Origin of the sequence: Actinoplanes flavus, assembly GCF_017592555.1 — a bacterium.
GTDB lineage: Bacteria > Actinomycetota > Actinomycetes > Mycobacteriales > Micromonosporaceae > Actinoplanes > Actinoplanes flavus.
Genome location: NZ_JAGFNS010000025.1, coordinates 1 through 25,277, shown reverse-complemented (window position 1 = coordinate 25,277; position 25,277 = coordinate 1). Strand labels below are relative to the sequence as shown.

Genomic DNA, 25,277 nt, shown 5'->3' with positions numbered 1-25,277 from the left:
GTTCAGACGCACCGGACGCCGTTCCGGTTTCAGCCGTAGGTGTCCCGCGGTCCGCGGCCCTGCACCCGGCGCGGCCCGCGGCTCCACGACGGCGCCGCCGGCCCGTGGATGTTGAGCCGGGTCACCACGTTGTTCCCGACCTCGCCGGCGATCTTCCGCAGCAGCGTGGCGGCCAGTAGCCGCAACTGGGTGGCCCAGGCGGTCGATTCGGCCTCGACGGTCAGCACACCGCCCTCGAGCCGCACCGGACGGCTGTGCGCCGCGATGTCCGGCCCGACGACCTTCTCCCACGAGCCGAAGACGGTGGCCTCGGCCTTCGGCTTCTCCCAGCCGCGGGCCCGCATGAGGCGCTCCAGCATCACCCCGAACGGCTGCGGATCGCGCGGATCCGGGCCCGGTCCGGAGTAGCCGCGCAGCCGTCGCCCGCTGCCCTGTCCGGTTCCGGTCCGTTTGCGCGGCGTGCGCGCGGCCTCGCGTCGCCGCGCGAGCGCGGCGTCCAGCACGGCCCGGGCCAGTTCCGGTCCGGCAAGGCCGTCGTTCTCCACAGCCTGTGGATCGTCCGGGCCTTTCTCCGGGGTACGGTCGGCGCGCTCAGCGCCCCGCACAGCGCCTCGAAGCTCCCGGGCCTCATCCACCCCCACCCAGAGATCCCCGAGGGCGTCCTCGAGGCGCTGAGGGGGCTCCTCGGCCCGGGCAGGCTTCCGTCCGGATAAACGTTCCCGGTCAGAGTCAGGAAACACGGGTCACCGCTCCCGTCCCGACGTCGTAGCGCGCGCCCCGCAGGCCGGCCGGCACATCCTCGGGCACCGCGCAGGTCACCAGCAACTGTGCCGCGTCCGACACCAGGGCCGCCAGCCTTTCCCGGCGATCGGTGTCCAGCTCGGCGAAGACGTCGTCGAGGGCCAGCACCGGCTCGATCCCGTCCGAGCGCAGCAGGTCGTACGCCGCGAGCCGCAACGCCAGTGCGAACGACCAGGATTCGCCGTGGCTCGCGTACCCCTTGGTGGGCAGTTCGCCCAGGTGCAGCGAGAGGTCGTCGCGATGCGGGCCGACCAGCGTCGTCCCGCGCTCGATCTCGGCCGTCCGGCGCTCGGCCAGCGACTCCAGGATCATCGCCTCCAGCGCCGACCGGTCGGTGGGCAACGACTCGCCCAGCCGGGACGCGTACCCGATCACCGCCGCCGACCGTCCGGCGGCGACCGCGTCGTACGCCTTCGTCAGGTGCGGCCCCAGCGCCGCCGCCAGCTCCAGACGCCCGGCCAGCAGCTCGGCGCCGTGGTACGCCAGATGCTGGTCCCAGACCGCGAGGGTGGACAGGTCCTGTCCACGGGTGCCGCCCACCTTGCGGGTCAGGTAGGCGGTCCGCAGCAACGCGTTGCGCTGCTTCACCACCCGGTCGTAGTCGGCCCGCACCCCGGCGTACCGGGGTTGCCGGGCGACCAGCAGATCGTCGAGATACCGGCGGCGCTCGGACGGATCGCCACGGACGAGTTCCAGGTCCTCCGGGGCGAACAGCACCATCCGCAGGGCGCCGAGCACCTCCCGCGGCCGCCGCACCGGTGAACGGTTGAGCCGGGCACGGTTCGCCCGGCCCGGCACGATCTCCAGCTCGACCAGCAACTCGCGGGCCTCGTGGACGATCGCGCAGCGGATCACCGCCGAGGAGGCGCCGGCCCGCACCAGCGGCGCGTCGGTGGCCACCCGATGACTGTCCAGAGTGGCCACGTAGCCGAGTGCCTCGACAAGGTTGGTCTTGCCCATCCCGTTCTGGCCGACGAGCACGGACACGCCGGGATCGAGATCGACCGCCACCCGCTCATAGGAACGGAAGTCGGTGAGCTCGACCCGGCGTACGTGCATGGATCAGCGCTTGACGGCGTGGCCACCGAACTGCTGGCGCAGCGCGGCGACGGCCTTCATGGCGGGCGAGTCGTCCTGGCGGGACTCGAAACGGGTGAAGATCGAGGCGGCCAGGACGTGGGCCGGAACGGCGAGACGGACCGCCTCGTCGACCGTCCAGCGGCCCTCACCGGTGTCCTCGACGTAGCCCTTGAGGTTGGCCAGGGTCGGATCCTCGTCGAGCGCCCGGTCCAGCAGGTCCAGCAGCCACGATTTGACGACGCTGCCCTCGCGCCAACTCTTGATGACGGCCGGCACGTCGTCGACGAGCTCGGACGCCAGGAGGATCTCGTAACCCTCGCCGTACGCCTGCATCATGCCGTACTCGATGCCGTTGTGGATCATCTTGGCGTAGTGGCCGGCGCCGTGCGTGCCGGCGTGCGCGAAACCGAACTCACCGGCCGGCTTGAGCGCCTCGAAGATCGGCTTGCAGTGCTCCACCTGAGCGGCCTCGCCGCCGACCATCAGCGCGTAGCCGTTGGTGATGCCCCAGACGCCGCCGGAGACGCCGACGTCGAGGTAGTGGATGCCCTTCGTCTTCAGGCGCGCGGCACGCGGGGCGTCGTCGGTGAACTTCGAGTTCCCGCCGTCGATCACGATGTCGCCCTCGGAGAGCAGGTCCGAGAGCGCGTCGATGGTGTCCTCGGTGATCTTGCCGGCTGGCACCATGGTCCATACGACGCGTGGAGCCGCCAGCTTCTCGACCAGCTCAGCCAGGTTTGCTACGTCGCTCTTGTCCGCGTTGTGGTCGAAACCGATGACCTCGTGCCCCGCTGCACGCAGTCGTTCCCGCATGTTGCCACCCATGCGGCCGAGACCGATCAGGCCGAGTTGCATGGTGATCTCCCTAGATGAGCGATTGGTTCAAGCTCAGTATCAGCGAGTCACTCGAATCGGCATGATCAGATAGCGGTAACCCGGGATGATTTCGCCACTTTCGCCAGCGGGCGAGATCACAGCGGGCTTGAACGCGTCGACGAAGGCGAACACCGCGGTCGGTGCTCCCAGGTTCTGCAGGCCGTCGATCAGGTACTGCGGGTTGAACCCGATCGTCAGCGCCTCACCGGTGAACTCCGCCTCCATCGCCTCGCTGGCGCGGGCCTCCTCGGTGCCACCGGCCTCGACCACCAGCCCGTCCTCGCTGAAACTCAGCAGCACCGGGGTCTGCCGCTCGGCGACCAGGGCCACCCGGCGGACCACCTCGACCAGGGCGGCCACACCGACCCGGGCCTCGGCGTTGTGCGAGGCCGGGAAGAGCGAGCGCACCGGCGGGTAGTTCGCCCCGTCGAGCAGGCGGCTGGTGGTGCGCCGGGTGCCACCGGCGAACCCGATCATGCCCTCACCGGCCTTGCCCTGGGTCAGTGCCAGGGTGACGGCGCCACCGGTCGGGCCGAGGGCCTTCGCGGTGTCGTTCAGCGTCTTGGCCGGCACCAGCGCGTTGTGGCTGATCTCCGGGTCGTCGGGGGTCCACTCGATCTCCCGCATGGCCAGGCGGTAGCGGTCGGTGGCCAGCAGCGCCATGGTCGAGCCGTTCAGCTCCAGCCGCACACCGGTCATCATCGGCAGGGTCTCGTCCCGGCCGGCGGCGATCGCGACCTGCGAGACGGCGGAGGCGAAGGCGGCCGCGTCGACGGTGCCCGCGCTGGACGGCATGTCCGGCAGGGTCGGGTAGTCCTCGACCGGCATGGTCGGCAGGGTGAACCGGGCGCTGCCGCACACCAGCTCGAGATGCGCGCCGACGGCGGCGATGTCCACCGGCTTGCCCGGCAGCGCCTTGGTGATCTCGGCGAGCAGGCGGCCGGAGACCAGGGCGGCGCCCTCCGCGTCGGCCTGCACCTCGACGGTCACCTGGCTGGAGACCTCGTAATCGAACCCCGACACCTGCAGGCGGCCGTCGGTGACCCGCAGCAGGACGCCGGCGAGCACCGGCACCGAGGGCCGGCTGGGCAGGCTCTTGGCTGTCCAGGCCACGGCGTCGGCGAGTGCGTCTCGCTCCACCCGGAACTTCATGCTTCCTCCGCGATGCGTCCTCATACAGGGGGCTAAGACCCCACTGAACTCTATGGCTCCGGCGGTATCGCTGTGTGCCCGACCCCGGTGCCATGCAGTCGAGCCCGAGGCGTGGCGAGCCGGAACCAGCCCATCCACACCTTCCACAACGCTGATGATTGGTTTTTGTTTTCTTAGAAGAGATAACTTCATCGTCTTCATAGGGGCTGTGCATTCTGTGGATAACTCGCGTTTGCGCTGGTGACGGGGTTATCCACCGGTGATTTACATGTGGGTAACCGGGGTATAAACCCGGGTCGTTGTCCACAGTCGCCGACGCAGCGAGAGTTGTCCACCGCTGTCCCCAGGCTATCCCCAGGTTATCCACCGGGCTTATCCCCCGCCCTGTGTATAACGCAGGGACGCTACCGACACGTTGTCCCCAGAACCTTCAACAGGTAATCCACAGGCGTCCACAGCCTGTGAGATCAACAACTACTGTTCGTGACTGTCCACATCGATTTCCACAGGAGTTATCCACTTCTGTGGGTTGAGGTGTCAGGAGTTATCCACTGTCTGGGGAGACGGCCTGTGGATGCCTGTGGACGACTGTGGATAACGTTGGCACGAAACTGTCACGTCGCGACGTTGACAACTTGGCCTTCAGCGCACTCACGAAAAGGAAGTCACTAGCTTCAATGTCTTCAGATTTTGCTAATGATCTGGGTATAACCTGTGGACAACCCCGTGTAGAACTCGTGGAAAACTGTGGGTAAGTAGAAAAACCGCAGCTCAGAGGCTGTGCGTATCCCGTCGCACATTCTGTGCGACCCTGTGGGTAACTGCCTTTTGAGGCCGGTGCGGCCCGATGCGGCTGGGGATAACCCGTGGATGGTCCCGGTGAGCGAGCCGGTCCGGCTCAGGCGGAGATCCATGCGGTACGACGGAAGCCCGCCCTTCTCCACACCGTCCCGTGCGAGGGCGTGGCCGGTCGCGGGGTGAGTGGGCAGCACCGCCCGGCGGGTGCGTGAGGGCGTGCCCCGGCAGCTTGCCGGGCATCGCGAGGCGCCCGCCACGTGGTGCGGTCGAGCGCGCGTACGCCGTACCCCTCAGGTGTTCTGTTTGATCCGGTTGGTCAGCTCGGCGATCTGGTTGTAGAGCGACCGGCGCTCGGCCATGTGCTGGCGGATCTTGCGGTCGGCGTGCATCACCGTGGTGTGGTCGCGGCCGCCGAAGGCCTGCCCGATGCGGGGCAGCGAGAGATCGGTCAGTTCCCGGCAGAGGTACATGGCCACCTGGCGGGCGTTGACCAGCACCCGGCTGCGTGAGTGCCCGCGCAGGTCCTCCAGGGAGACGCCGAAGTAGTCGGCGGTCGAAACCATGATCTGGTCGGCGGTGATCTCCGGGCCGGCGCCGTCCGGCATGAAGTCGCGCAGCACCTCCTCGGCCAGCGAGAGCTGCACCGGCGAGCGGGTGAGGCTGGCGAACGCGGTCACCCGGATGAGGGCGCCCTCGAGCTCGCGGATCGAGTTGGAGACCCGGGACGCGATGAACTCGAGTACGTCATCGGGGGCGTACATCCGCTCCTGCGCGGCCTTCTTCTGCAGAATCGCGATACGCGTCTCGAGGTCGGGCGGCTGGATGTCGGCCAGCAGACCCCACTCGAAGCGGGTGCGCATCCGGTCTTCGAGGGTGGCCAGCTGGCGCGGCGAGCGGTCCGAGCTGATCACGATCTGCTTGTTGGCGTTGTGGAGCGTGTTGAAGGTGTGGAAGAACTCCTCCTGCGTCCGCTCGCGGTTCTCCAGGAACTGGATGTCGTCGATCAGCAGGATGTCGACGTCGCGGTAGCGGCGCTGGAACGCCTGCGTCTTGTCGTCCCGCAGGCTGTTGATGAAATCGTTGGTGAACTCCTCGGTCGACACGTAGCGCACTGAGCGCGCGTGCCCGAGGGTGGTGGCGTAGTGCCCGATCGCGTGCAGGAGGTGGGTCTTGCCCAGCCCGGAGCTGCCGTAGATGAACAGCGGGTTGTACGCCTTCGCCGGCGACTCCGCGACCGCGACCGCCGCGGCGTGCGCGAACCGGTTGGACGAGCCGATGACGAACGTCTCGAACATGTACTTCGGGTTGAGCCGGTTGCCGTCCTGCCCACCGGGCCGCGGCGTGGTGCCCGGACCCCGCAGATCGATCGGCGGACGGCCCGGCCCGTTGTCACCGGCCCGGCTCGGTACGTCGTCGCGGCGGTCCGGACCGGGCATCGGCCGGTCGTTGTGCCGCAACTGGGCGGCGTCGGCCGCCATCCGGTGCGCGACCGCGTCGTTGGGCTGCTCCTTCTCGGCCGGCGGCGCGGCCGGGGACCGGTTCACCGGCGGCGCCGCCGGTGGCATCGGGTCGGCGAAGAGCGCCTCCTGACCGTCGCGGGCGGTCGGGACCCCCCGGGAGAACGGCGCCTGTGGAGCGGAGTGCTGTGCCGACCCGGTCGGGTACGGCTCCGGCGCGTGCTCGGCCGGACCGAAGGCGGGCCCCTGGTAGGGCGGCGGTTCGGGCATCAGCTGCGAGCCCGGATAGCCCGGCAGCTCCGGCTGAAAGGGCCCGTTCTCGGCATAGTGCCGTGGCTGCGGGTCCACCATCGGACCGGCGGCCGGCTCGGCCGGGGTGCCGTAGACGGTGCCCGGCATGCCGGAGCCGTCCTCCGGAGGCCGGACCGTGACCGCCACCTGAATGGGCCGGCTGAGCCGGCGGCTGAGGGCTTCGGTGATCGCCGGGCGCAGCCGCGACTCGATGATGTCGCGGGTGTACGTGTCCGGAACCGATAGGAGAGCCGTGTCCTCGACTATCGCCCGCAGCCGGGTGAACTGTAGATAGGCGCGCTGCTGCCGTGACGCGATCTCGTCGGACAGCTCGTCCAACGTCTCACGCCACAACTTGCCCAGGTCGACCTGCTCGGCCACCGCCGCGCCACCCCCATCGCCACCGACCCCCGGTGGGCCTTGTCCGGCCTTTCGCCTGTGCCTGTCGGCGCCCCGTGACGGGCAACCGGCCGGCGTCCCCCAACCCAGCACAGTTAACGTGCTGAACACGCACGGCGCCACCAGCTATCCACAGGTTATCCACAACCTGGGTCAGTGCCGGTGGCCGCTCCCGGCCGGATGGTCGGCAGATTTACCGGAGCCTGTAGTTGGCGCGGGCGGTAAACAGGCTCACCGTGGCGAACGATCCACCTGCTTGTCCGGTTTTGGCCGCCGCTTCGCGGGCTGCGAACGGCCGGATGAGACCAGCAACCGCGCACGCTAACAGCGGCGACAGGTGGACTTCAACCGCCGTCCGGGCCATCCACCGCACGCGCGCGGGAAAAGATTCACTTTGTGCACGGAAAGACCTGCCAGGCGATCGCTGCCCGCCCATGTCGGCGTGCCGACCCAGGATATGGTTGACCACCCCGGGGGCCCTGCGTAGGGTTGGGCGGTTGCTCCGCCGCGCTCTGCTAAAGTGGCGTCTTGCAGCGCATGATGCCCCCAGAGTCGTAGTACGAAGACGGAGTTTTGACGTGAGCAAGCGCACCTACCAGCCGAACAACCGCCGGCGTGCCAAGACCCACGGCTTCCGGCTGCGCATGCGCACCCGTGCCGGTCGCGCCATCCTGTCTGCCCGCCGGTCCAAGGGCCGCGGCCAGCTGTCGGCCTGAGCCGACCGCTAGTCGGGCCGGAATGCCCAGGTAGTCGTGCTGGCCGCGGCGCAACGATTGCGGCGTAGCGCAGACTTCGCCGCAGCGATCCGCGGTGGCCGTCGTGCCGGTCGCGGCACCCTGGTCGTTCACCTGCTTCTCGATGAGCCGGCGTGTGCCTCCACGGCGCGCGCCGGCTTCGTCGTCTCCAAAGCAGTGGGCAACGCGGTCGTCCGCAACCGGGTGCGCCGCCGCCTGCGTCACCTGGTCCGGCCACTGCTCAGCGAGCTGCCCACCGGCGCGACCCTGGTCGTCAGGGCACTACCGCCGGCCGCCTCGGCAACGTACGCCACGCTGTCCAACGACCTGGAAGGTGCGCTCGCGGCCGCCCGCAGACCCCGGCGGCCGCGATGACCCTGGCCGCCCGGGTCCTGACCGCAGCGGTCGTCGCGTACCGTCGATACTTGAGTCCGGTGCTGCCGGCCCGCTGTCGGTTCTACCCCTCGTGCAGCGCTTATGCCCTGGAGGCGTTGGCGCGTCACGGCGCGATCCGGGGGACGGGCCTGGCGATCTGGCGGCTCCTCCGATGCCATCCCTTCCACCCTGGCGGGTACGACCCGGTGCCTGACCCGATCCGTCACCGTCCTGCCGATGTGACTGGAGATTAGATTGAGTCTCGACCCGATCTACTACGCCATCTCGTGGATTCTTCTGCGCTGGCATTCCTTCTGGGATGCGATCGGCATACCGGAAGAGCGCGTCATCGGCACCAACTGGGCCTGGATCCTGGCGATCTTCTGCCTGGTGGTGACGCTGCGGGTCATCCTCTTCCCGGTCTTCGTCAAGCAGATCAAGAGCCAGCGTGCGATGCAGGCGCTGCAGCCCAAGGTCAAGGCGCTGCAGGAGAAGCACAAGGGTGACCGGGAGACGCTCCAGAAAGAAATGATGGAGCTGTACCGGACGGAGAAGGCCAACCCGCTCATGGGCTGCCTTCCGATGTTCCTGCAGATCCCCGTCTTCTTCGGCCTCTTCCACGTGCTCCAGCACCTGGACCCGAACATCTCGGACGCGAACAAGCAGCTGTACGGCTGGCCGCTCGATCAGTTCAACAGCGCCGCCCACGCGCACCTGTTCAACGCCCCGATCAGTGCCAAGTTCGGCTCCTCCGCCGCAGAGCTGTCCGTCCTCGGCGCGGACGGCACCACCGTCAAGGTGGTCGCCGGCATCCTCGTCCTGGTCATGATGGCCACCACGTTCCTCACCCAGCGCCAGATGATCCTCAAGACCGGCTGGGCCGAGGACCCGCAGCAGCTGATGATCCAGCGGCTGATGCTCTACGGCATCCCGTTCTCGCTGCTCATCTCCGGTGCGCTCTTCCCCATCGGTGTGGTCATCTACTGGGTCACCAACAACCTGTTCACGCTGGCCCAGCAGCAGTGGGTGCTGCGCAAGTTCCCGCCGCCGCAGATGAGCAACAAGGGTGGCTCGGCGGGCCGGGTGGCGCCCGGGACCAAGGCGTCCGGTGGCAAGAACCCGGTGCAGCCCGCCCGTACCGGTGGTCTGTTCGGTCGTAAGAACGCCCCCGAGCCGGCGAGCCCGGTGGTCGACACCAAGGCCCTCGGCCCCAAGCCCGGTGCCAAACCGGTGAATCCCAAGAAGGGCGCCAGGCCGGCGAACAAACCCAAGGGATGATCGCGGCTCAGGCCCCGCCCGGCAGGGCCTGAGCGCGCCCCTCGAGACCTCCCCGCGCCGCGCGCGGGAAACATCGGACCGACTTCGGTCCGGCCCGAATGACAACGGAGATGAGACCGTGACCGACACCAGCACTCCCCCTTCCGCCGACTCGTCAGCCGAAGCCACCGCTGCCGAGCCGGCCGGCACCGAAGAGGCCAAGAAGTCGGAGAGCGTCGCCTCGGACAGCGACCTGTTCCGCCAGAGCGAGATCGCCGCTGACTACGTCGAGGGTCTGCTGGACATCCTCGACTACGACGGCGACATCGACGAGCTCGTCTCCGCGGGCCGGCCGATGGTCGAGGTGGTCGGCGGCCGTCTCCAGCCGCTGGTCGGCCAGCGCGGCGCCACCCTCGAAGCCCTCCAGGAACTGACCCGCCTCGCCATCTTCCGGGCCACCGGCTCGCCGAGCCGCCTGCTGCTCGACATCGGTGGCTACCGCGCCGCCCGGCGCAAGGAACTCGCCGCGGTCGCCCGCAACGCCGTCGAGAAGGTCAAGGAGCACGGCGACCCGGTTCGTCTCGAGGCCATGTCGGCGTTCGAGCGCAAGTGCGTGCACGACGTGGTCAACGCGATCCCCGGTGTGCAGAGCGAGTCCGAAGGTGTCGAACCCAACCGCCGCATCGTGGTGCGGGTGGCGGACTGATCGTGACCACCTCCCGCCACGGCGCGGGTGACTCCGGCCCGGGCATCGAAACGCCTGGGCCGTCGTCTTTCCCGGCGCCCGATCTTCGCCCACCGGCCGCTGCCGCCGAGGTCTTCGGGGAACGGCTCACGCCGGCCACCCGCTACACCGAACTACTCGCCACCGAAGGCGTCGTCCGGGGCCTGATCGGCCCGCGCGAGGCGCCCCGCCTGTGGGAGCGGCATCTGCTCAACTGCGGCGTCATGGCGCAGCTCATCGCACCCGGCGCCACCGTGGTCGATGTGGGCTCCGGTGCCGGCCTGCCCGGTCTCGTGCTGGCGATCGCCCGGCCCGACCTGCGGGTCACCCTGGTCGAGCCGCTCGCCCGGCGGACCGCGTTCCTCACCGAGGCCGTCGAAGACCTGGACCTGGACAACGTCACCGTTCTCCGCGGCCGGGCCGAGGAGGTCGTCGACGCGTTGCCCGGAGCTGATGTGGTCACTGCCCGGGCGGTGGCCGCGCTCGACAAGCTCGCCGGATGGTGCCTGCCGCTCGCCGCCGTCGGTGGCCGTCTCCTCGCGATGAAGGGTTCGTCGGCCGCCGAGGAGATCGCCGAACATGCGGCGACGATCGCGGCTCTCGGCGGCGGAGAGCCGGTCATCCACCTCTGCGGCACCGGGCTGATCGAGCCCCCGACGACGGTGGTGGAGATCGTCAAGGAGGCGCATGTGGTGCCCGGCCGGCAGAAGTCCGGGTCGGCTCGATCGGCGCGAGGGACTGCGTCCCAGCGTGGCCGGCGGGCACGCCGGGGTTAGTCATCCCGCGACTTTCGGTCCCGGTCCGATTTCCTTCGGGCCGGGGCCGATCTTTTGGTACGGGGGGCGCGCGCTCGTACGGCGCCTTGATGCGTGGTCTGGTGCATGTTTCACGTGCAACCGGGGGCAGGTTTTCCACAGGGCCAGGGGGCTGCTGAACGTGCTGTGGACATCGGCCTGTCTGAGGCGTCGACTGTGGTTCGCTGGTCCTTGATTCCATGTTCGTCCGGCTTGCGGGAGCAGTGGTGCGTCAAGGTGACTACATCGGCTTGGGGGCGGGCCTCATTCGGTCGTTGGCGGGTTTTTGGGATCTTCCATGCACTCGCGGTGCGTCTCGTGTGGTGGACGCGTCTCAGCGGTCGTGAGGGGGTTCGGCCCGTTGTGCCGTGCTGCTGCCCGCGTCGGCTGTTCTTCGGGCGGCCGGTTCCCCCGGCATGCTGCCTGGCTGCCGTTCGCGGTCGTGAGCGGCCTTCATCGCCCTCACACCGAACTGGTCCCTGCTCGGCTCGACGGTGTGGAATCGCCCTCGGTCGGCGGTTTCGAAGGGCTTCAGATGAGCCGCAATGCTCGCCGCGGCGGCCTTAAGGGGCTTTGCTCAAGCCGTGATGGTCACCGCGGCGCCCTCAAGAGATTCGGCCGAGCCGGGATGGTCACCGCGGCGGCCTCAAGAGATTCGGCCGAGCCGCGAGGGTCACCGTGAAGGCCTCAAGGGCTCCCCCTCAGGCCGCTTTCCCCAAGCCGCGATCCCCACCCAGGTTCGACATCGTCAGGGTCGCTGTAGTTGACGCTGCGCAGGAACTCTTGCTGGCTGTCGAGGATGCCGTACTCGGTTGCTATGTGCGGCTTACTGGCTTGACCTGCGCCGGCATCTCGGGATCGTTGACGTCGATCATGTCGTCCGAGGCGAACCTTCCGTGCTTTGGTCCGCAACGGGTCGGTGAGTGATAGGGCGGCGGTAAGCCGACCTCTTCGCTGATCTGTTGCAAGACCTCAAGTCCGGCCGGAATGAGGTCCGCTGCGACGGCTGCGTCAGTGAGTGACACGAGCGGGAGGTGAACCGAGAGCTGATCAGATCACCAAAACACGGGTTCAGCGGCCACGCCGGCATGTCATTGGCTGATCGGGGTCGAGTGGTCACGCAGGAGTGTCACGGTCCGGTCTTCGGCGGCCTGGTAAGCCGGCGTGATCGACTTGTCCGGTCGGGCCGCGGGAAGGGCGAGCCGTCGTTCCTAGGCGCGGTTGTCGCTCGGTGTGGTTGCCGCTCGGCGCGGTTACCGCTCGGTGTGGTTGCCGCTCGGCGTGGCCACGGCTCGGCGTGGCTGCCGCTCGGTGTGGTGGCCACCCTGATGTGGTCGCCGCCTCGTGTGGTGCCGTTCTGTGGCCGCCGACTTCGGTGAGGGCCGGTGGCAGAGGTCAGTCATGGTGGCGCGCCTTTGGGCGTACACCGTCAGGGGTTGATCTTCGGGTTTTGGGCTGATCGAGGGCATGAATGGGTGAAGCCTGGACGTCTGTGCCGGGCGTCATGGTGTTCGGCTCGCAGCTGACGGACGATGGAGCAGCGTTGTGCTCGGCTCATCAGAACTTTGGACCATGGCGACACATGCCCGACACCCGTAGGCTGGCCGGATGTCGATAGTGTGGACCGGATCTCCCCCGCCGGGCACACGTTCTGCCGGTCAACCCCTTCCTAGTCATCAGGGATGAAGCGGTGCATGAGTACGGTGTTTCACGTGAAACCGAGTCGCCTCTCGACAGGCCGTCGGGAATGAACGTGGGCGGTCTGCACGCGGGTGAACAGGACGGTCCGCATCGTCGGGCGAGCGCCTATGGGCCCCCGTCGGCGTACGAATACGGAGCTCCGATGCCAGGTCACCACTCGGATGATCCCCGGGGGCGTGCGTCCGTGCCGTCGGGGCATCAGAACGCGGCTGCTCCTTCTTCAGGGGCGCCTGTTCAGTCCACCGAGCATGTTTCACGTGAAACGCCGGTAGCGGATGAGGACGATCCGCCCCTAGCCATGGAAGCGTTGCGAGCTGTGCAGATCCTCAACCCGAGCGGCGAGATCATCATGCCGCGCCCAGACCACCCGCGGGTGATTTGCGTCGCCAACCAGAAGGGCGGCGTCGGGAAGACGACCACGACGGTCAACCTCGCCGTGGCGCTGGCGCTCCACGGGAACCGTGTGCTGGTAGTGGACCTTGACCCCCAGGGCAATGCCTCGACCGGTTTGAACGTCCCGCACCATGCGGGCGTACCCGATGTCTACGACTGTCTGATCGACAACGTGCCGCTGGCCGAGGTCGCGCAACCGGTCGAAGGTATTCCGAACCTCTTCTGCGTGCCGGCCACCATCGACCTGGCCGGCGCCGAGATCGAGCTGGTTTCCGTGGTGGCCCGTGAGTCCCGGCTCGCTCGCGCCATCGCGGGGCATCCCGAGAAGTTCGATTACGTCTTCATCGACTGCCCGCCGTCTCTGGGGCTGTTGACCGTGAACGCCCTCTGTGCCGCGCAGGAGGTGCTGATTCCCATCCAGTGCGAGTACTACGCGCTGGAAGGTCTCAATCAGCTGATCAACAACATCAACCTGGTGCGTCAGCACCTGAATCCCACCCTCGATGTCTCTACGATCTTGCTGACGATGTACGACCGGCGTACCCGTCTGGCAGATGCGGTGGAACAGGATGTACGCAATCATTTTGGTGCCAAAGTGCTGAACGCCGTGATCCCCCGGAACGTGCGTGTTTCGGAGGCTCCCAGTTACGGCCAGTCGGTGATGACCTACGATCCGGGATCACGAGGGGCTACCAGCTACTTCGAGGCGGCCTTGGAGATCGCGGTGCGCGGGGTCAACACGGGAGGCACGGTATGAAGAACCGTCCGCGGGGTGGTTTGGGCCGCGGCCTGGGCGCGCTGATTCCCACAGCGCCTGCCGCGGAGGCGGCAGCTCCCGTAGAGGCGCTTCCGGAGCCAGTCGGCGTCGAGTCGGCCGTTGCTCCGACTGTTCAGCCCACGCCGGCCACCCCGTCGCCTGTCCCCAGCCCGGCCGCTCCGGTCGACGGTGACCTCGCGCCCGTGCCCGGCGCGCGTTTCGCCGAACTCCCCGTGTCAGCGATCGAGCCGAACGCCAAGCAGCCGCGTCACGTCTTCGATGAAGAGGCGCTGGAGGAGCTGAAGACCTCCATTCAGGAGGTGGGCTTCCTCCAGCCGATCGTGGTTCGTGAACTCGGCGACGGTCGGTATGAGCTCGTCATGGGTGAGCGGCGGTGGCGTGCCGCGCAGGCGGTTGGCCGGGAGACGATCCCCGCGATCGTCCGGGATACGCCGGACGACGCGATGTTGCGCGATGCTCTGCTCGAGAACATCCACCGGGCTAACCTCAACCCGCTGGAAGAGGCGGCCGCATACCAGCAGCTGCTGGAGGAGTTCGGAGCGACGCACGAGGAACTGGCGCGCCGGATCGGCCGTAGTCGCCCACAGATCTCCAACACGATCCGGTTGATGAACCTGCCGGCGCCGGTTCAGCGCCGGGTGGCGGCGGGGATTCTCTCGGCCGGGCATGCGCGAGCACTGCTCGGTCTGGACGACAGCGACGCCCAGGAGAAGTTGGCCACGAGGATCGTTGCGGAAGGGCTTTCGGTACGGGCGACCGAAGAGGTCGTTCAGCTGATGGCTGCCGAGGCGCCGGCGAAGAAGGCGGCGCCCACCCGCCGGGCCAAGGTGCACGCGCCGGCGTTGAACGATCTGGCCGAGCGGCTCTCGGATCGGTTCGACACCCGGGTGAAGGTGGACATCGGGCGAAACAAGGGCCGCATCACGATCGAGTTCGCGACCGTGGACGACCTCGAGCGGATCGTCGGCATGATCGGTGTGGAGGAGGAGGGCGCTCCTCGGGACGGTGCACAGCCCGAAGAGTGAGACTTCCTCGGTGAGTCAGCCAGAGAGGGCGCGTGAGTGATCACGCGCCCTCTCTGTATGGGGCCTGATCCGGTTCTGTCAGACGGATTCTCCTGAGATTTCTTGGGGGCGCCGTAGTCGGGGACGGCCAGATCATGACGGGGTTAAAGAGCGCACTTGTGTTTATCGCGGCTTTTGGAAAGTTAAAGCGATTCACGTTCAAGTTCGCATATGTCCCATTGGTTGGCCGTAGCGGTTGACTGCGGACGGCGCCGCGGTCGAAAGCCCCTCAACGGTTCGACGTCAGCAGCCGTGGGCTCTCCTCCCGAGTAGGGCCGGCTGATCAAGCCGTGATCGCTCGCTGGGTGGCTTTGGCCGGCTTCAACGAACAGTACGGTCGAGTCGCTGCGCGCGAGCTAGTGAGGCCGGATGAATCACCGTGGCTTGGAGGCCTTCTGGGACGGCCGGGAATCCGACCGACCGCTGCCGCGGCTTCGCGATCCGCAATGCCGCGCTCGCCGGGCCCCAGCACCTATGCGTTCTGTGCTTGCCCGCTCCGGGCGTGATTGCCGACGGCATTCGGGCGGAGGAGCTCTGCCCAAATTCGGGCAGGCGTTCTGGGCTGATTATCGGCAAGCTGCCGATCACAGGCCTGACCAGCGCCACTTGTTGACCTAAGCCAAGCGTCACCGAGGCTCCGGCTATTGTCCGGATGGTGTAGCGATGAGTTCGCCCGGCCGCGCGTTGGCTGCATCCGCTGGGCAAGCCGTTTTAGCGAGCCGTCACCCTTCAGCCATTAGTACGGCCCGGCCGGCGACACCTCGTGCCCGGCACCCACCGCGCACCGGATACCGAACTGAGCGCTCTGGGCGGCAATGAACCCGACCATGGGCTACCGGCCCATCGTGTCCTCGCTCCAGAGGCCGCTTCGGCCCAGAGGGTGCTTCGGCCCAGAGGGTGCTTCGGCCCAGAGGCCGCTTTGGCCCAGAGGCCGCTTTGGCCCAGAGGGTGCTTCGGCCCAGAGGGTGCTTCGGCCCAGAGGCCGCCTCGCCCCAGGTGCCGCAGCCCAGAGGATGCTTCGCCCCAGGGGCCGCCTTGCCCGAGGCGCCTCGGCCCAAAGGGTGCGTCGGGCCAAAGGTCGTCCTCGACCGAGAGGGCCAAACTGCGCTTGGGCACGTCATACCGCATCCGCAGCTCGGCGTTCTCCTGCGCAGTCAGATCCGCTTGGCCCGCTCGTCCTCACCCAGCCCGCGTCGCCGGTTCTGCTTTCCCAACGATTCCGGTCCAGGCTCACCGAGTTCGCCAGGCTCCCGTCCTTTGATCCCCAGGTCCCGGCCACCCGCGTGATCGGCTTGCCGGTCTCCTTGGACCAGCGGCACCGCACCCCTTCTGAGGTCTCGATCAACGTTCCTTGTGTCTGCGTCATCGTCATCACGTCTTTAGGGCGATGTCTCCACGCTGAGAGTGGGAGCTCACCCAGCTTGGTCCCAGCACTGGATTTCGCCGCTTGGGTGCGCCCACTTCGGTACGCCGCTTGATCCCTGCTCGGGCAGGCCGCTTGATCCCTCCGCTTAGGTTGGTCACTTGATTCTGAGGTTGAGCCGGCCGCTTGAGCAGCCCCCTTGAGCAGTTCCCTTGAGCAGTTCCCTTGAGTAGTTCCCTTGAGCAGTTCCCTTGAGCAGTTCCCTTGAGTTCAGTGTTCGAGTCGCCGTTTGGGTCCGCGTTCGAGCCAGGAATCCGTTCACCGCCTACATCAGCAACCGATCATCCTGGTTTCTGCGCAAAGCCGACGTCCTGACGTCAAGGTGCGCGGTGCGGGCACCATTCACCAGGCCCCATCTACCTCGCTAGCCAGCTCCATAAGGAACCGAGGATCGAGCTCGGGTTGCAAGCCTGGTTCGGGCTGGGTCCCGCAACTGATCAAGTACTACGCGAAAGTCGCCTCGACCATGCCACCCAAGATTGCCAGGAACGCCGACCGCTTTGCTGAAAACGTGCCCGCCGTTGAATGCTCCGTCGGCCTCGAGCTCCGGCTCCGGCGCCAGGAGGACGGCGGACCTCGACCCTGATGGCTGTTGTCTCAGGCGTTCGGCGGGGGATCGCCGCGGCGTTGACCTTCGCCTGGGCGAGGATCTCGCGTAGATCGTCGGCTTGGTATTCACCTCGACCTCCTCGGTGCGGAAGCCTTCAGCAATAACGGAAGAACCGTGGCAGGGCTACAAACATGGCTACTGCATCTTCCCGCTCCTGGATCGGTGCCAGCACCGGATGCTCTACGACCGCCGCGCCTGTTGCACCCAGCGGCCTCTGCATCGAAGGGCCGACTGCGACCAAGTCGAGATTCAGGCGCAGCACGCCGCCGACGATCACTTCCCATTCGGTGCAACTGCACGAGGCGAGGGCAGCCGTCCAGTGAACGCACCTCGGTATCCCGCTCGTCGACGACGAATGCGCTTCCCTTGGCCCGAGTTCGCTTGATGCCAGAGGACCGTCTCGGTGAAGGCTCGGATCTGCGAAGGCCGCACTTCGATGGTCAACGCTCCTCCCTGGTGGGGTTTCGGCCCTCTGGGAGAGGCGATGAGTTGCGCCGAGGCGAAACCGTCTGATCCGTGTGCCGGCCTAAGGCGCCGTTTCACGTGAAACATCGCCGCCTGGCCCTTCTGTCAACTACCTCGGATGTTTGTCCGGTGCGTCCGACCTCCAGTTCGGTGGCGAACCAATGCTGACGTCGACCGCCGAACTCGTGCCGGGCAACAGGGCAGTAGCCGCGAAAATTTGCCTGGGCCATCTGGACCTGTTCAACGGCGGGATGCCTAGGGCGGCCCATGCGAACTTGACGGCCTTCTCATGCTGCTAGTGAACCGGTGACGTCAGCAGTCGAGCAGTGGGATGAAGGTCTTGTCCATGACTCCTGCGGATCCCTCGCTTGCCAGTTGACCCTTCAGGCCCGGAGGGCCTGGCGTGACGAGACCGGAGAAGTCGTCTAGGCGCTGTGCGTGCTGCGAGCCCGGATACCGGTTGGCTGGACTGGAGGTGCGTCGCAAGACCGCCAGGGCCTGGGCCCGGTGAGAGCAATGAAGTCGTGACCGTTTCACGTGAAACCACGGGGCTTGATAGAAGTTGTGCCCGGTGCCCGGTGCCCGGTGCCCGGTGCCCGGTGCCCGGTGCCCGGTGCCCGGTGCCCGGTGCCCGGTGCCCGGTGCCCGGTGCCCGGTGCCCGGTGCCCGGTGCCCGGTGCCCGGTGCCCGGTGGATCTTTGCAATTGTGGGCCGGTTCGAGATGCCGAACTGAGGCCTGCCCAAGCGGGTGGTCGACGGGGAACGGGTGCGGCGCCAGGTATGGATCGTGGCGGGCCGCGCTGTGCCTAGGAAGCGCATGGGTCTTTGGCCGCCACTCTTGAAGCGCGATCGCCTTTGAACTTGAGGCGGTACTCGGTGCGTGTCCGGCATGGTGCGCCGTTTCACGTGAAACACGGGCGGGCGGCCTTTGGTCTTCATGCCAGTGGCACTTCGGGTGCGGAACCGTCCTTGCGTCGCCTCCGCGTCGTTGTGCTGCCCGCCTTGCTTGCGCTGCCCCGCCGTCTGCGCTGCTCGCCTCGCCAACGCTGCGCCGCCCGCGTCGCCTGGATATCGGTGCGTGGATAGCAGGGCGCGCGGACGGCTGAAAGTGGGCCGGCTGAGGCGGGGCGGCGGGAGGTGTATAGCGGGGCGCGGATGGCGAGGCGCGCATGGCGGAGACGATAGCCGGAATGGATGGCGAGGTGCGCACGGCGCGGTGGAAAGCGAGGCACGCACAGCGGGGGATAGCGAGGCACGCACAGCGGGGCGGATAGCGGGGGCGCAGGAGGCGAGGCGCGCATGGCGGGGGATAGCGAGGCACGCACAGCGGGGCGGATAGCGGGGGCGCAGAAGGCGAGGCGCACACAGCGGGGGTGCATGGCGGAAGGTGCATGGTGAGCGGATAGCGGAGGCGGATGGCTGGAAGGGTGGCCCCCGGTGCCGAAGGCGGAGGCGGGCACAGCGGGGCAGGAATGGCGGGAGGGGAAGAGCAACGTGCGGCCGGAGCAGGAAGCGGGCGGGCGAGGCGCTAACGGCTGGAAGTGGGAATGGAAAGCCACGAGTGGGCAGCGGGGCGAAGTAGAGGGCGGGCGACGGGGACGGGACTGCTGAGTGTCGCCGTGAGTGGGCTGGGCCTGCGGTATGGCTTGTCGGAGAATTCCGCGAGTTCGGCATTCTGTAGCGTGCACCGCTCGGATGGGGGATTCGACGGCCGGCTGTCGGCGGGTTTCGGTTTTGTCATGCCGGCGCCGATTGCCGCAACCGGTGGGCGGGTTACCGGATCGCCTATGCTGCGCCGCCTGGTCCAGCCGCTGGCCCCGCCACGTTGCCGGAGGGAGTTCGGGCTCAGTGCGGACCGACTGGGGCTGTCGGCGGGAGCTCGTCAGTGCCGGCTCGTTGGGATTGCCGGAGGGCCTCGGCCCGGGCCGGTTGGCGTTGCCGTTGGGGAGCTCGGCCTTGGCCCAGGGCTGGCTGGGGTTGCCGGTGGGAGTACGGCCTTGGTATGGCTAGCTGAGTTGCCGGATGGCCTCGATACGGCCGGTTGGCATTGCCGTTGGGGAGCTCGGCCTTGGCCCAGGGCTGGCTGAGGTGCCGGGCGAGTACGGCCTTGGTCCGGGCTGGCTGGGGTTGCCGGAGGGGCTCGTCCTTGGCGCGGCCGGTTGGCGTTGGCGGCGGGAGACCGAAGAACGATTCCATGGCGGCGTTGTCGCCGGCGGTGCCGACGCGGCCCATCGACCCGATCATGTCGTGACGGTGCAGGTTCATGGACAAGCCTTCGGCTACGAAACTGCGACCCGCGGTCGGTGTGCAGCACGCAACCGGCCACCTCACCGCGTCGCGCTACCGCGTTGCGCAGGGCGGTAACCGCCAGCCTCGATTTCATCCGCGAGTCGATGGAGTAGCCGCCGATCCGTTTGGACCACACGTCCTTGATCGCGCAGAGGTAGAGCTTGCCCTCACTGGTGCGGTATTCGGTGATGTCGGCCAGCCACAACCGGTTCGGCCCATCGGTGGTGAAGTCGCGGCAGACGAGGTCGTGGTGGACCGGCAGGCCCGGCCTGCTGCTCTTGCCCCGGCGCGTTTGCGGCTGAACGCGCTCCACCAGCCCATGCCGGAGCAGATCTTCCAGGCAGTGCGTTCGACCATCGGTTGCCCGGCAGCGCGGGCTTCGTCGGCCAGGAACCGGTAGCCGAAGTCCGGGTCGTCGCGGTGGGCGTCGAACAACGCGTCCGCCCGATAGGCCTCGGCCAGGTCGGCGTCGGTAACCGGCTGGGCGAGCCACCGGTAGTAGGGCTGTCGAGCGATGTTCAGCAACCCGGCACGTCACCGCGACAGGAACCCCGTCGGCGGCCAGCTTGCTCACGAGCGGGTAGAGCCTTTCCCGGCAGGTTCGCCTGCGACAGATACGCCGCGGCCCGGCGTAGGACCTCGTTCTGCTGCTCGAGCAGCTTGATTCGCTTGCGGGCCTCACGCAACTCGGCCGAGTCGCTGCGGCTCCCGCCGGCCTGGGCGCCTCGTCAATGCCGGCCTGGCGCAGCCACTTGAACAACGTCATCGGGTGGACCCCGAAGTCCTTCGCGATGTGCTCGACCGTCACTCCAGGCTCACGATCGCGGGCCACCCGCACGACAGCGTCGCGGAACTCACGAGGGTAGGGCTTTGGCACAGCAACATCCTTCAAGCTCACCGTCACGGCAAGCCATCTCAGATGTCACCTATGCGTGCAGCAGACCCCTCCGAGACGCACTCGAAGTTGCTCTTGCCTGGCGTGAAGCTCGCCATGACGATGGTTCGCCCTGGCCCGCCTTTAAAGGGAGAGGATCACGCACGGGTCGGCCAGCCGAGTACAGCCAGGACTCTGTCCTAGAAGATTCAGATACACCCGCTGCGGAGCACCAACGTGCCTTGAAGCCAGGCCCGAGGCCGCCTCCGCCTTAGACAAACGGATGCGCTGACAGAGCGGTTCCTCACTAGTAGTAGCCGTGCCGTAACAGTGGCCGTCCTTATTGGACACCACGGGTCGACATCGCCGCCACGGTGAAACTCGGGCCGGCTCCCGAAAAGCGACTCCTCCCCGAGCCCCCAAGCCGGAAGCACATCAATTCGACGGCCATCAACGAAGGCGCGAGCCTTCAGAGGCAGCTCACGGCCCTGCGAACTCCACCCGAGCGAGAATTCTTGACGGCCCTCCTACGGGTGACGGACATGCGTGGACACCACTATCCACAGGCTGTGTGTTGCACCTGTTGACGGCACGCCCACCGCTGTTTCACGTGAAACGACGCCGATGTCGTTCCCGTCGTCCACCGCTCTATCCACAGGCCGCGCAAGCCTCCGACGTCGTGTTTCACGTGAAACCGGTGTGCCTGTGGATAACTCCTGTGGATAACTTGGGGATGGTTGTGTGGAGAGCCGGAGCTTCACCGTTGTCTACGTCACGTGCCTGGTGCCGGCGACCATGAGGACATCCCTCCGTCGTGCGAAATTGCCCCAGGACAGCCCCTCCTGCGCTGGGCTAAGGTCACGACGTGTCTGAGAACACCACCCCGCTTCCTGACTTCACACGTTGGCCGTCGTTTCCCTTTGAAGGCGATATGCGAGTGAAGAAGCTCGCACCACCGGTGGAGGTCGAGCCGCCCCGCAGCGGCGAAGACGCCTCGGATTGTGTGGCGTGCAGCACGCCGGATGACGCCTACATCTGGGTCAGTGAGCGGTGGCGTGTTCGCGCGATGGACCGTCCGACCGGCCTGCCGATGGTCCTCATCCTGGAGTGCCGATCCCACCTGGATCTCGGCGACCTGCCGAATCTGCTGGCAGCGGAGCTGGGCGTGATGACCGTGCGCCTGGAGCGGGCGATCCGGTCGCTGGACGGCGTCGCGCGGGTTCACGTGAATCGGTGGGGTGACGGCTCAGCGCACCTGCACATGTGGTTCCTGGCCCGCCCCTACGGCCGGCTTCAGCTCCGCGGGACGTTCCTCTCGCTCTGGGACGACATACTGCCGGTCGTTCCCGAGTCGCAGTGGCGGGAGAATCTCGCCCTGGTCGCAGCCTGGCTCGCCGACTTCGGCGGTAAGGCCAACGCGGAGCCGGCACACATCGAGTGGGAGTCGCCGGCCACGCTCAACGTGCCGGTCCCGACCGATGCCGACGCGGCCGAGGAGGCCGACCGGCGTCCGGTCACCCTCGGCGACGTGGCAGGCGACGGCAGCCCGGCAGGCAGCTCCGACATTCATAACGCCAACAACGGCTACTGAGAAAAACGCCAACAACGGCTACTGAGAGAAACGCCGACAACGGCTACTGAGGGAAAGGGGTCGGCGGGCCCGCACAGACCCGCCGACACCTAGATTCTGCGAGCCACCGCCCGCTCGACCAGCGCGCTGAGCACCGCACCGAGGTCGACGCCGGCGGCCTGAACGGCCAGCGGCAACAGCGAGGTCTCGGTCATCCCCGGCGACACGTTGCAGCCGAGGACCCGCGGCTCCCCGTCCTCCCCGACGATCACGTCGATCCGGGACAGGTCGCGCAGACCGAGAGCCTTGTACGCCGACAGCGCCGTCTCCGAAACCTTCGCCGCCACCTCCGGCGCCAGTCGTGCCGGCACGTGCCAGGTGGTGAGGCCGGCCGTGTAGCGGGCCGCGTAGTCGTACACCCCGTCGCGCGGCACGATCTCGACGATCGGCAGCGCCTCCGGCCCCGTCCCCAGGTCGATGATCGAGACGGCGACGTGGGTGCCGGTCACGTACTGCTCGACCAGCGCGGTCGAGTCGTACGCGAAGCAGCCCACCATCGCCGCCGGCAGGTCCGCGGCGTCCCGGACCACCGCGGCGCCCAGCCCGGATCCACCCTGCGCGGGTTTGACCATGAGCGGCAGCCCCAGCCGGGACACGATCCGGTCGAGCACCGCCACCGCGCCCAGCTCGGAGAACCGGTCGTGCGGCAGCGCCACCCAGTCCGGCGTCGGGATCCCGGCTTCGCGCAGCATCGACTTGGCGGACGGCTTGTCCCATGCGAGACGGGCGGTCCGGGCGTCGGCGCCGACGTACGGCACCCCGCACAGGTCGAGCACCCCACGCAGTGACCCGTCCTCACCGGTGGCGCCGTGCAGCGCGATGACGACGGCGTCCGGCGGGTCGGCCTGCAACGTGGGAAGCAGTGACACGTCGGCGTCGTGCATGTCGGCGGTCAGGCCGGAGGCACGGAGCGCGTCCAGCACCCGGCGGCCGGACCGCAACGACACGTCCCGTTCGTAGGACAGACCACCGGCGAGGACGAGAACTCGTACATCCATGGTTGAGATCATGCCAAGTCGGGGCCGGGAGCGTCGGCGGCGGCCGGGCCACGACGGCGCTGGTGGCTCTGTTGCAGGCTGCCGCCGCCGAAGACGGCGCGCATGGCCAGCTCCTGTTCCATGACGCCGGAGAGGCGGCGGATGCCTTCGCGGAGCCGGTCGGGCGCGGAGAAGCTGAAGTTGAGGCGCATGTTGTTGCGGCCGGTGCCGTCGGCGTAGAAGCCGGTGCCGGGCACGTAGGCGACCCGGGCGGCGATGGCGCGCGGCATCATCGCCTTGGCGTCGAGGCCGTCCGGCAGGGTCGCCCAGACGAACAGGCCGCCGGTCGGGCGGGTCCACGTGGTGCCGGCCGGCATCAGGTCTTCGAGGGCGCTGAGCAGTGCGTCCCGGCGTTCGCGGTAGATCTCCCGGTATACCTTGATCTGCTCCTGCCACGGCATGGTGGACAGGTACCGGGTGACGGCGCCCTGGGCGAACGCGCTCGGGCACAGCACGTTGGCCTCGCTCATCATGACCAGCTTCTCCCGGACGGCGTGCGGCGCCAGGATCCAGCCGACGCGCAGGCCGGGCGCGAACGTCTTGGAGAAGGTGGAGCAGTAGAAGACGCCCTCACGGCGGCGGGCCCGCAGCGGCAGCGGCGCCTCACCCTCGAAACCGAGCATTCCGTACGGGTCGTCCTCCACCACCAGCAGACCGGCGCGCTCGCAGATGTCGAGGACGCGCTCCCGGCGTTCCTCCGACAGGGTGACTCCGGCCGGGTTCTGGAAGGTCGGGATCGTGTAGAGGAACTTGGCTTTGCGGCCGGCCCGTGCGGTGGCCTCGATGGCCTCCTCGAGTGCTTCCGGGATGAGGCCCTCGGCGTCCATCGCCACGTGCCGGACCTGTGCCTGGGCGGCCTGGAAGACGCCGAGTGCGCCGACATAGGTCGGCCCCTCGGCGAGCACCACGTCGCCCGGGTCCAGGAACAGCCGGGCCAGGAGGTCGAGGGCCTGCTGGCCGCCGACGGTGACCACCACGTCGTCCGGCGAGGCATTGTGGATGCCGGAGAGGGTCATCACCTCGCAGATGCGCTCACGTAGGTCGATGGTGCCCTGGCCGATGCCGTACTGCAGGCTGGTGGCGCCCTGCTGGGAGGCCAGGTCGCCGAGCATCTCCCCGACCGCGTCGAGCGGCAGCGCCGCGATGTAGGGTGAACCGCCGGCCAGCGACACCACTTCGGGGCGGCTCGCCACGGCGAACAGGGCACGGATCTCGGACGTCGTCATTCCGCGGACGCGTCGCGCGTACCGATCGGTGTAATCGTCCTGGGTGGTACCGGTCATGCGAATCACCTCTTCATAAACGGGACTGACAGCGATCCTAGTCGGGGCTGGCTCTTGCCCGACCTGCTCCCGTTCATGGTGGTTCCGACGTAGGATTCGGCGGGGGCGCGGCGGCGTCCGGTCCTGTCCCGTGAGCGAGCTGCAAGGGGGCCGCCATGTCGCGACGCCTGGTCAATCTCACCCTCGACACACTCGAGGACCTGCCCCGGCCGTGCCGTCAGTGCGTCTACTGGGAGCTGGATCCGGTCTCCGCGGAACGGGCGTGTGCCACCGGCGACCCCGGCCTGGAGAAGGAGGCGTGGGTCTCCCAGACGCTCCTGGAGTGGGGTTCCTGCGGCAAGCTCGCCTATGTGGACGGCATGCCGGCCGGGTTCGTCATGTACGCGCCACCCGCCTACGTGCCCCGCTCGATGGCCTTCCCGACGTCTCCGGTGAGCGCCGACGCCGCTCTGCTCACCACGGCCAAGGTGGTGCCCGCCTTCGCCGGTGGCGGGCTGGGCCGGATGCTGGTGCAGGGTGTGGCCCGTGACCTCACCAAGCGCGGGGTGAAGGCGGTGGAGGCCTTCGGTGACGCCAAACCGGACGAGGCCGACGCGACGTGTGTGGCCCCGGTCGACTTCTTCCTGTCGGTGGGTTTCAAGACGGTCCGCCCGCACCCCCGGTTCCCGCGGTTGCGGCTGGAGCTGCGGACGGCCCTGTCCTGGAAGTCCGACGTCGAGTACGCGCTGGAGAAGCTGCTCGGCTCGATGAGCCCGGAGACGCTGCTGCGCCCGGTCCGGCCGGTGACCGCGACCAGGTCGGCTGACAACTAGGTCTTGCTCATCGAATGCCGAACAAAGCGGCGGACAAGAGCTGGCAGAAGGCGCTAGGCCGTGTCGCCAAAGGGTCATAGCCACTGCAGCAGCGCGGCGATGGTGACGGTGGCCTGGAACGATGTGCTCGTCTTGTCGTAGCGGGTGGCCACCGAGCGGCATTGCTTGAGCCGGTTGAAG

18 protein-coding genes and 1 pseudogene are annotated in these 25,277 nt (G+C 67.8%); 10 read left to right on the top strand and 9 right to left on the bottom strand.

Going from position 1 to position 25,277, the window contains the following annotated elements; translation table 11 throughout:
- Positions 1-29 precede the first annotated feature (29 nt).
- The 5 genes from J5X75_RS31200 to dnaA form a co-directional block, all read right to left on the bottom strand.
- Positions 30-605 carry a DciA family protein gene (locus tag J5X75_RS31200; protein WP_372450987.1) on the bottom strand — a complete coding sequence of 192 codons (576 nt, stop codon included), beginning with the start codon at positions 603-605 and terminating at the stop codon, positions 30-32.
- Positions 606-729: 124 nt separating this feature from the next.
- Positions 730-1,860 carry a DNA replication/repair protein RecF gene (gene recF / locus J5X75_RS31195; protein ID WP_208471125.1) on the bottom strand — a complete coding sequence of 377 codons (1,131 nt, stop codon included), beginning with the start codon at positions 1,858-1,860 and terminating at the stop codon, positions 730-732.
- 3 nt (positions 1,861-1,863) lie between these two features.
- Positions 1,864-2,736: a phosphogluconate dehydrogenase (NAD(+)-dependent, decarboxylating) gene (gene gnd / locus J5X75_RS31190; protein ID WP_208471124.1), complete on the bottom strand. Its 873-nt coding sequence runs from the start codon at positions 2,734-2,736 to the stop codon at positions 1,864-1,866.
- Between the two features lie 39 nt (positions 2,737-2,775).
- Positions 2,776-3,909 carry a DNA polymerase III subunit beta gene (gene dnaN, locus J5X75_RS31185; protein ID WP_208471123.1) on the bottom strand — a complete coding sequence of 378 codons (1,134 nt, stop codon included), beginning with the start codon at positions 3,907-3,909 and terminating at the stop codon, positions 2,776-2,778.
- Positions 3,910-4,997: 1,088 nt separating this feature from the next.
- Entirely contained in the window at positions 4,998-6,836 is a 1,839-nt protein-coding gene (gene dnaA, locus J5X75_RS31180) for a chromosomal replication initiator protein DnaA (RefSeq protein ID WP_208471122.1), read from the bottom strand.
- Positions 6,837-7,432: 596 nt separating this feature from the next.
- Between dnaA and rpmH the strand changes: the two genes are divergently transcribed.
- The 8 genes from rpmH to J5X75_RS31140 all read left to right on the top strand — a co-directional run bounded on the left by rpmH (position 7,433) and on the right by J5X75_RS31140 (position 14,635).
- Positions 7,433-7,570, top strand: coding sequence for a 50S ribosomal protein L34 (gene rpmH, locus J5X75_RS31175; protein WP_183225835.1), 138 nt, complete (start codon positions 7,433-7,435; stop codon positions 7,568-7,570).
- Positions 7,571-7,606: 36 nt separating this feature from the next.
- Positions 7,607-7,963, top strand: a complete 357-nt coding sequence (gene rnpA, locus J5X75_RS31170; RefSeq protein WP_208471121.1) for a ribonuclease P protein component — start codon at positions 7,607-7,609, stop codon at positions 7,961-7,963.
- On the top strand, positions 7,960-8,217 hold the full coding sequence (yidD, locus tag J5X75_RS31165) for a membrane protein insertion efficiency factor YidD (protein WP_204296571.1): 258 nt from the start codon (positions 7,960-7,962) through the stop codon (positions 8,215-8,217). Before rnpA ends, yidD begins: the two co-directional genes overlap by 4 nt.
- Position 8,218: 1 nt before the next feature.
- Complete coding sequence (gene yidC, locus J5X75_RS31160; protein ID WP_208471120.1) at positions 8,219-9,241, top strand: membrane protein insertase YidC; 1,023 nt, start codon at positions 8,219-8,221, stop codon at positions 9,239-9,241.
- A gap of 118 nt (positions 9,242-9,359) precedes the next feature.
- Positions 9,360-9,926, top strand: coding sequence for a Jag family protein (locus J5X75_RS31155; RefSeq protein ID WP_208471119.1), 567 nt, complete (start codon positions 9,360-9,362; stop codon positions 9,924-9,926).
- A 44-nt stretch (positions 9,927-9,970) separates the two neighbouring features.
- Positions 9,971-10,720 (top strand): 16S rRNA (guanine(527)-N(7))-methyltransferase RsmG, encoded by a 750-nt coding sequence (gene rsmG / locus J5X75_RS31150; protein ID WP_307798378.1) that lies wholly within the window; start codon positions 9,971-9,973, stop codon positions 10,718-10,720.
- A 1,861-nt stretch (positions 10,721-12,581) separates the two neighbouring features.
- Positions 12,582-13,589, top strand: a complete 1,008-nt coding sequence (locus J5X75_RS31145; RefSeq protein ID WP_372450991.1) for an AAA family ATPase — start codon at positions 12,582-12,584, stop codon at positions 13,587-13,589.
- Positions 13,586-14,635: a ParB/RepB/Spo0J family partition protein gene (locus tag J5X75_RS31140; protein WP_208471117.1), complete on the top strand. Its 1,050-nt coding sequence runs from the start codon at positions 13,586-13,588 to the stop codon at positions 14,633-14,635. The genes J5X75_RS31145 and J5X75_RS31140 overlap by 4 nt, the downstream gene beginning before the upstream one ends.
- A 2,166-nt stretch (positions 14,636-16,801) precedes the next feature.
- Here J5X75_RS31140 and J5X75_RS31135 read toward each other — a convergent pair.
- Together J5X75_RS31135 and J5X75_RS31130 are read right to left on the bottom strand one after the other, a co-directional pair.
- The gene (locus tag J5X75_RS31135) at positions 16,802-16,984 is read right to left on the bottom strand and encodes a hypothetical protein (protein ID WP_208471116.1); all 183 of its coding nucleotides are present in this window, start codon (positions 16,982-16,984) and stop codon (positions 16,802-16,804) included.
- A 2,070-nt stretch (positions 16,985-19,054) separates the two neighbouring features.
- Positions 19,055-20,338 (bottom strand): DDE-type integrase/transposase/recombinase, encoded by a 1,284-nt coding sequence (locus J5X75_RS31130; RefSeq protein WP_372450990.1) that lies wholly within the window; start codon positions 20,336-20,338, stop codon positions 19,055-19,057.
- A gap of 928 nt (positions 20,339-21,266) precedes the next feature.
- On the opposite strand from J5X75_RS31130, the pseudogene J5X75_RS31125 reads away from it, so the two are divergent.
- A pseudogene (locus tag J5X75_RS31125) lies at positions 21,267-21,899 on the top strand (hypothetical protein); the annotation flags it as partial.
- 116 nt (positions 21,900-22,015) lie between these two features.
- On the opposite strand, the gene J5X75_RS31120 reads toward J5X75_RS31125, so the two are convergent.
- Both J5X75_RS31120 and J5X75_RS31115 read right to left on the bottom strand, forming a co-directional pair.
- Positions 22,016-22,975 (bottom strand): D-alanine--D-alanine ligase family protein, encoded by a 960-nt coding sequence (locus tag J5X75_RS31120; RefSeq protein WP_208471114.1) that lies wholly within the window; start codon positions 22,973-22,975, stop codon positions 22,016-22,018.
- A complete protein-coding gene (locus J5X75_RS31115) occupies positions 22,972-24,285 on the bottom strand; it encodes an aminotransferase-like domain-containing protein (RefSeq protein WP_208471113.1) in 1,314 nt (437 codons plus the stop codon). Before J5X75_RS31115 ends, J5X75_RS31120 begins: the two co-directional genes overlap by 4 nt.
- A 155-nt stretch (positions 24,286-24,440) precedes the next feature.
- On the opposite strand from J5X75_RS31115, the gene J5X75_RS31110 reads away from it, so the two are divergent.
- Entirely contained in the window at positions 24,441-25,097 is a 657-nt protein-coding gene (locus J5X75_RS31110; RefSeq protein ID WP_208471112.1) for a GNAT family N-acetyltransferase, read from the top strand.
- Positions 25,098-25,277 lie beyond the last annotated feature (180 nt).

Coding starts and splice junctions, on each gene's coding strand:
- recF (WP_208471125.1), bottom strand. CDS start 1,860: ATGCACGTACGCCGGGTCGAGCTCACCGACTTCCGTTCCTATGAGCGG.
- gnd (WP_208471124.1), bottom strand. CDS start 2,736: ATGCAACTCGGCCTGATCGGTCTCGGCCGCATGGGTGGCAACATGCGG.
- dnaN (WP_208471123.1), bottom strand. CDS start 3,909: ATGAAGTTCCGGGTGGAGCGAGACGCACTCGCCGACGCCGTGGCCTGG.
- yidD (WP_204296571.1), top strand. CDS start 7,960: ATGACCCTGGCCGCCCGGGTCCTGACCGCAGCGGTCGTCGCGTACCGT.
- J5X75_RS31145 (WP_372450991.1), top strand. CDS start 12,582: ATGCCAGGTCACCACTCGGATGATCCCCGGGGGCGTGCGTCCGTGCCG.
- J5X75_RS31140 (WP_208471117.1), top strand. CDS start 13,586: ATGAAGAACCGTCCGCGGGGTGGTTTGGGCCGCGGCCTGGGCGCGCTG.
- J5X75_RS31120 (WP_208471114.1), bottom strand. CDS start 22,975: ATGATCTCAACCATGGATGTACGAGTTCTCGTCCTCGCCGGTGGTCTG.
- J5X75_RS31115 (WP_208471113.1), bottom strand. CDS start 24,285: ATGACCGGTACCACCCAGGACGATTACACCGATCGGTACGCGCGACGC.
- J5X75_RS31110 (WP_208471112.1), top strand. CDS start 24,441: ATGTCGCGACGCCTGGTCAATCTCACCCTCGACACACTCGAGGACCTG.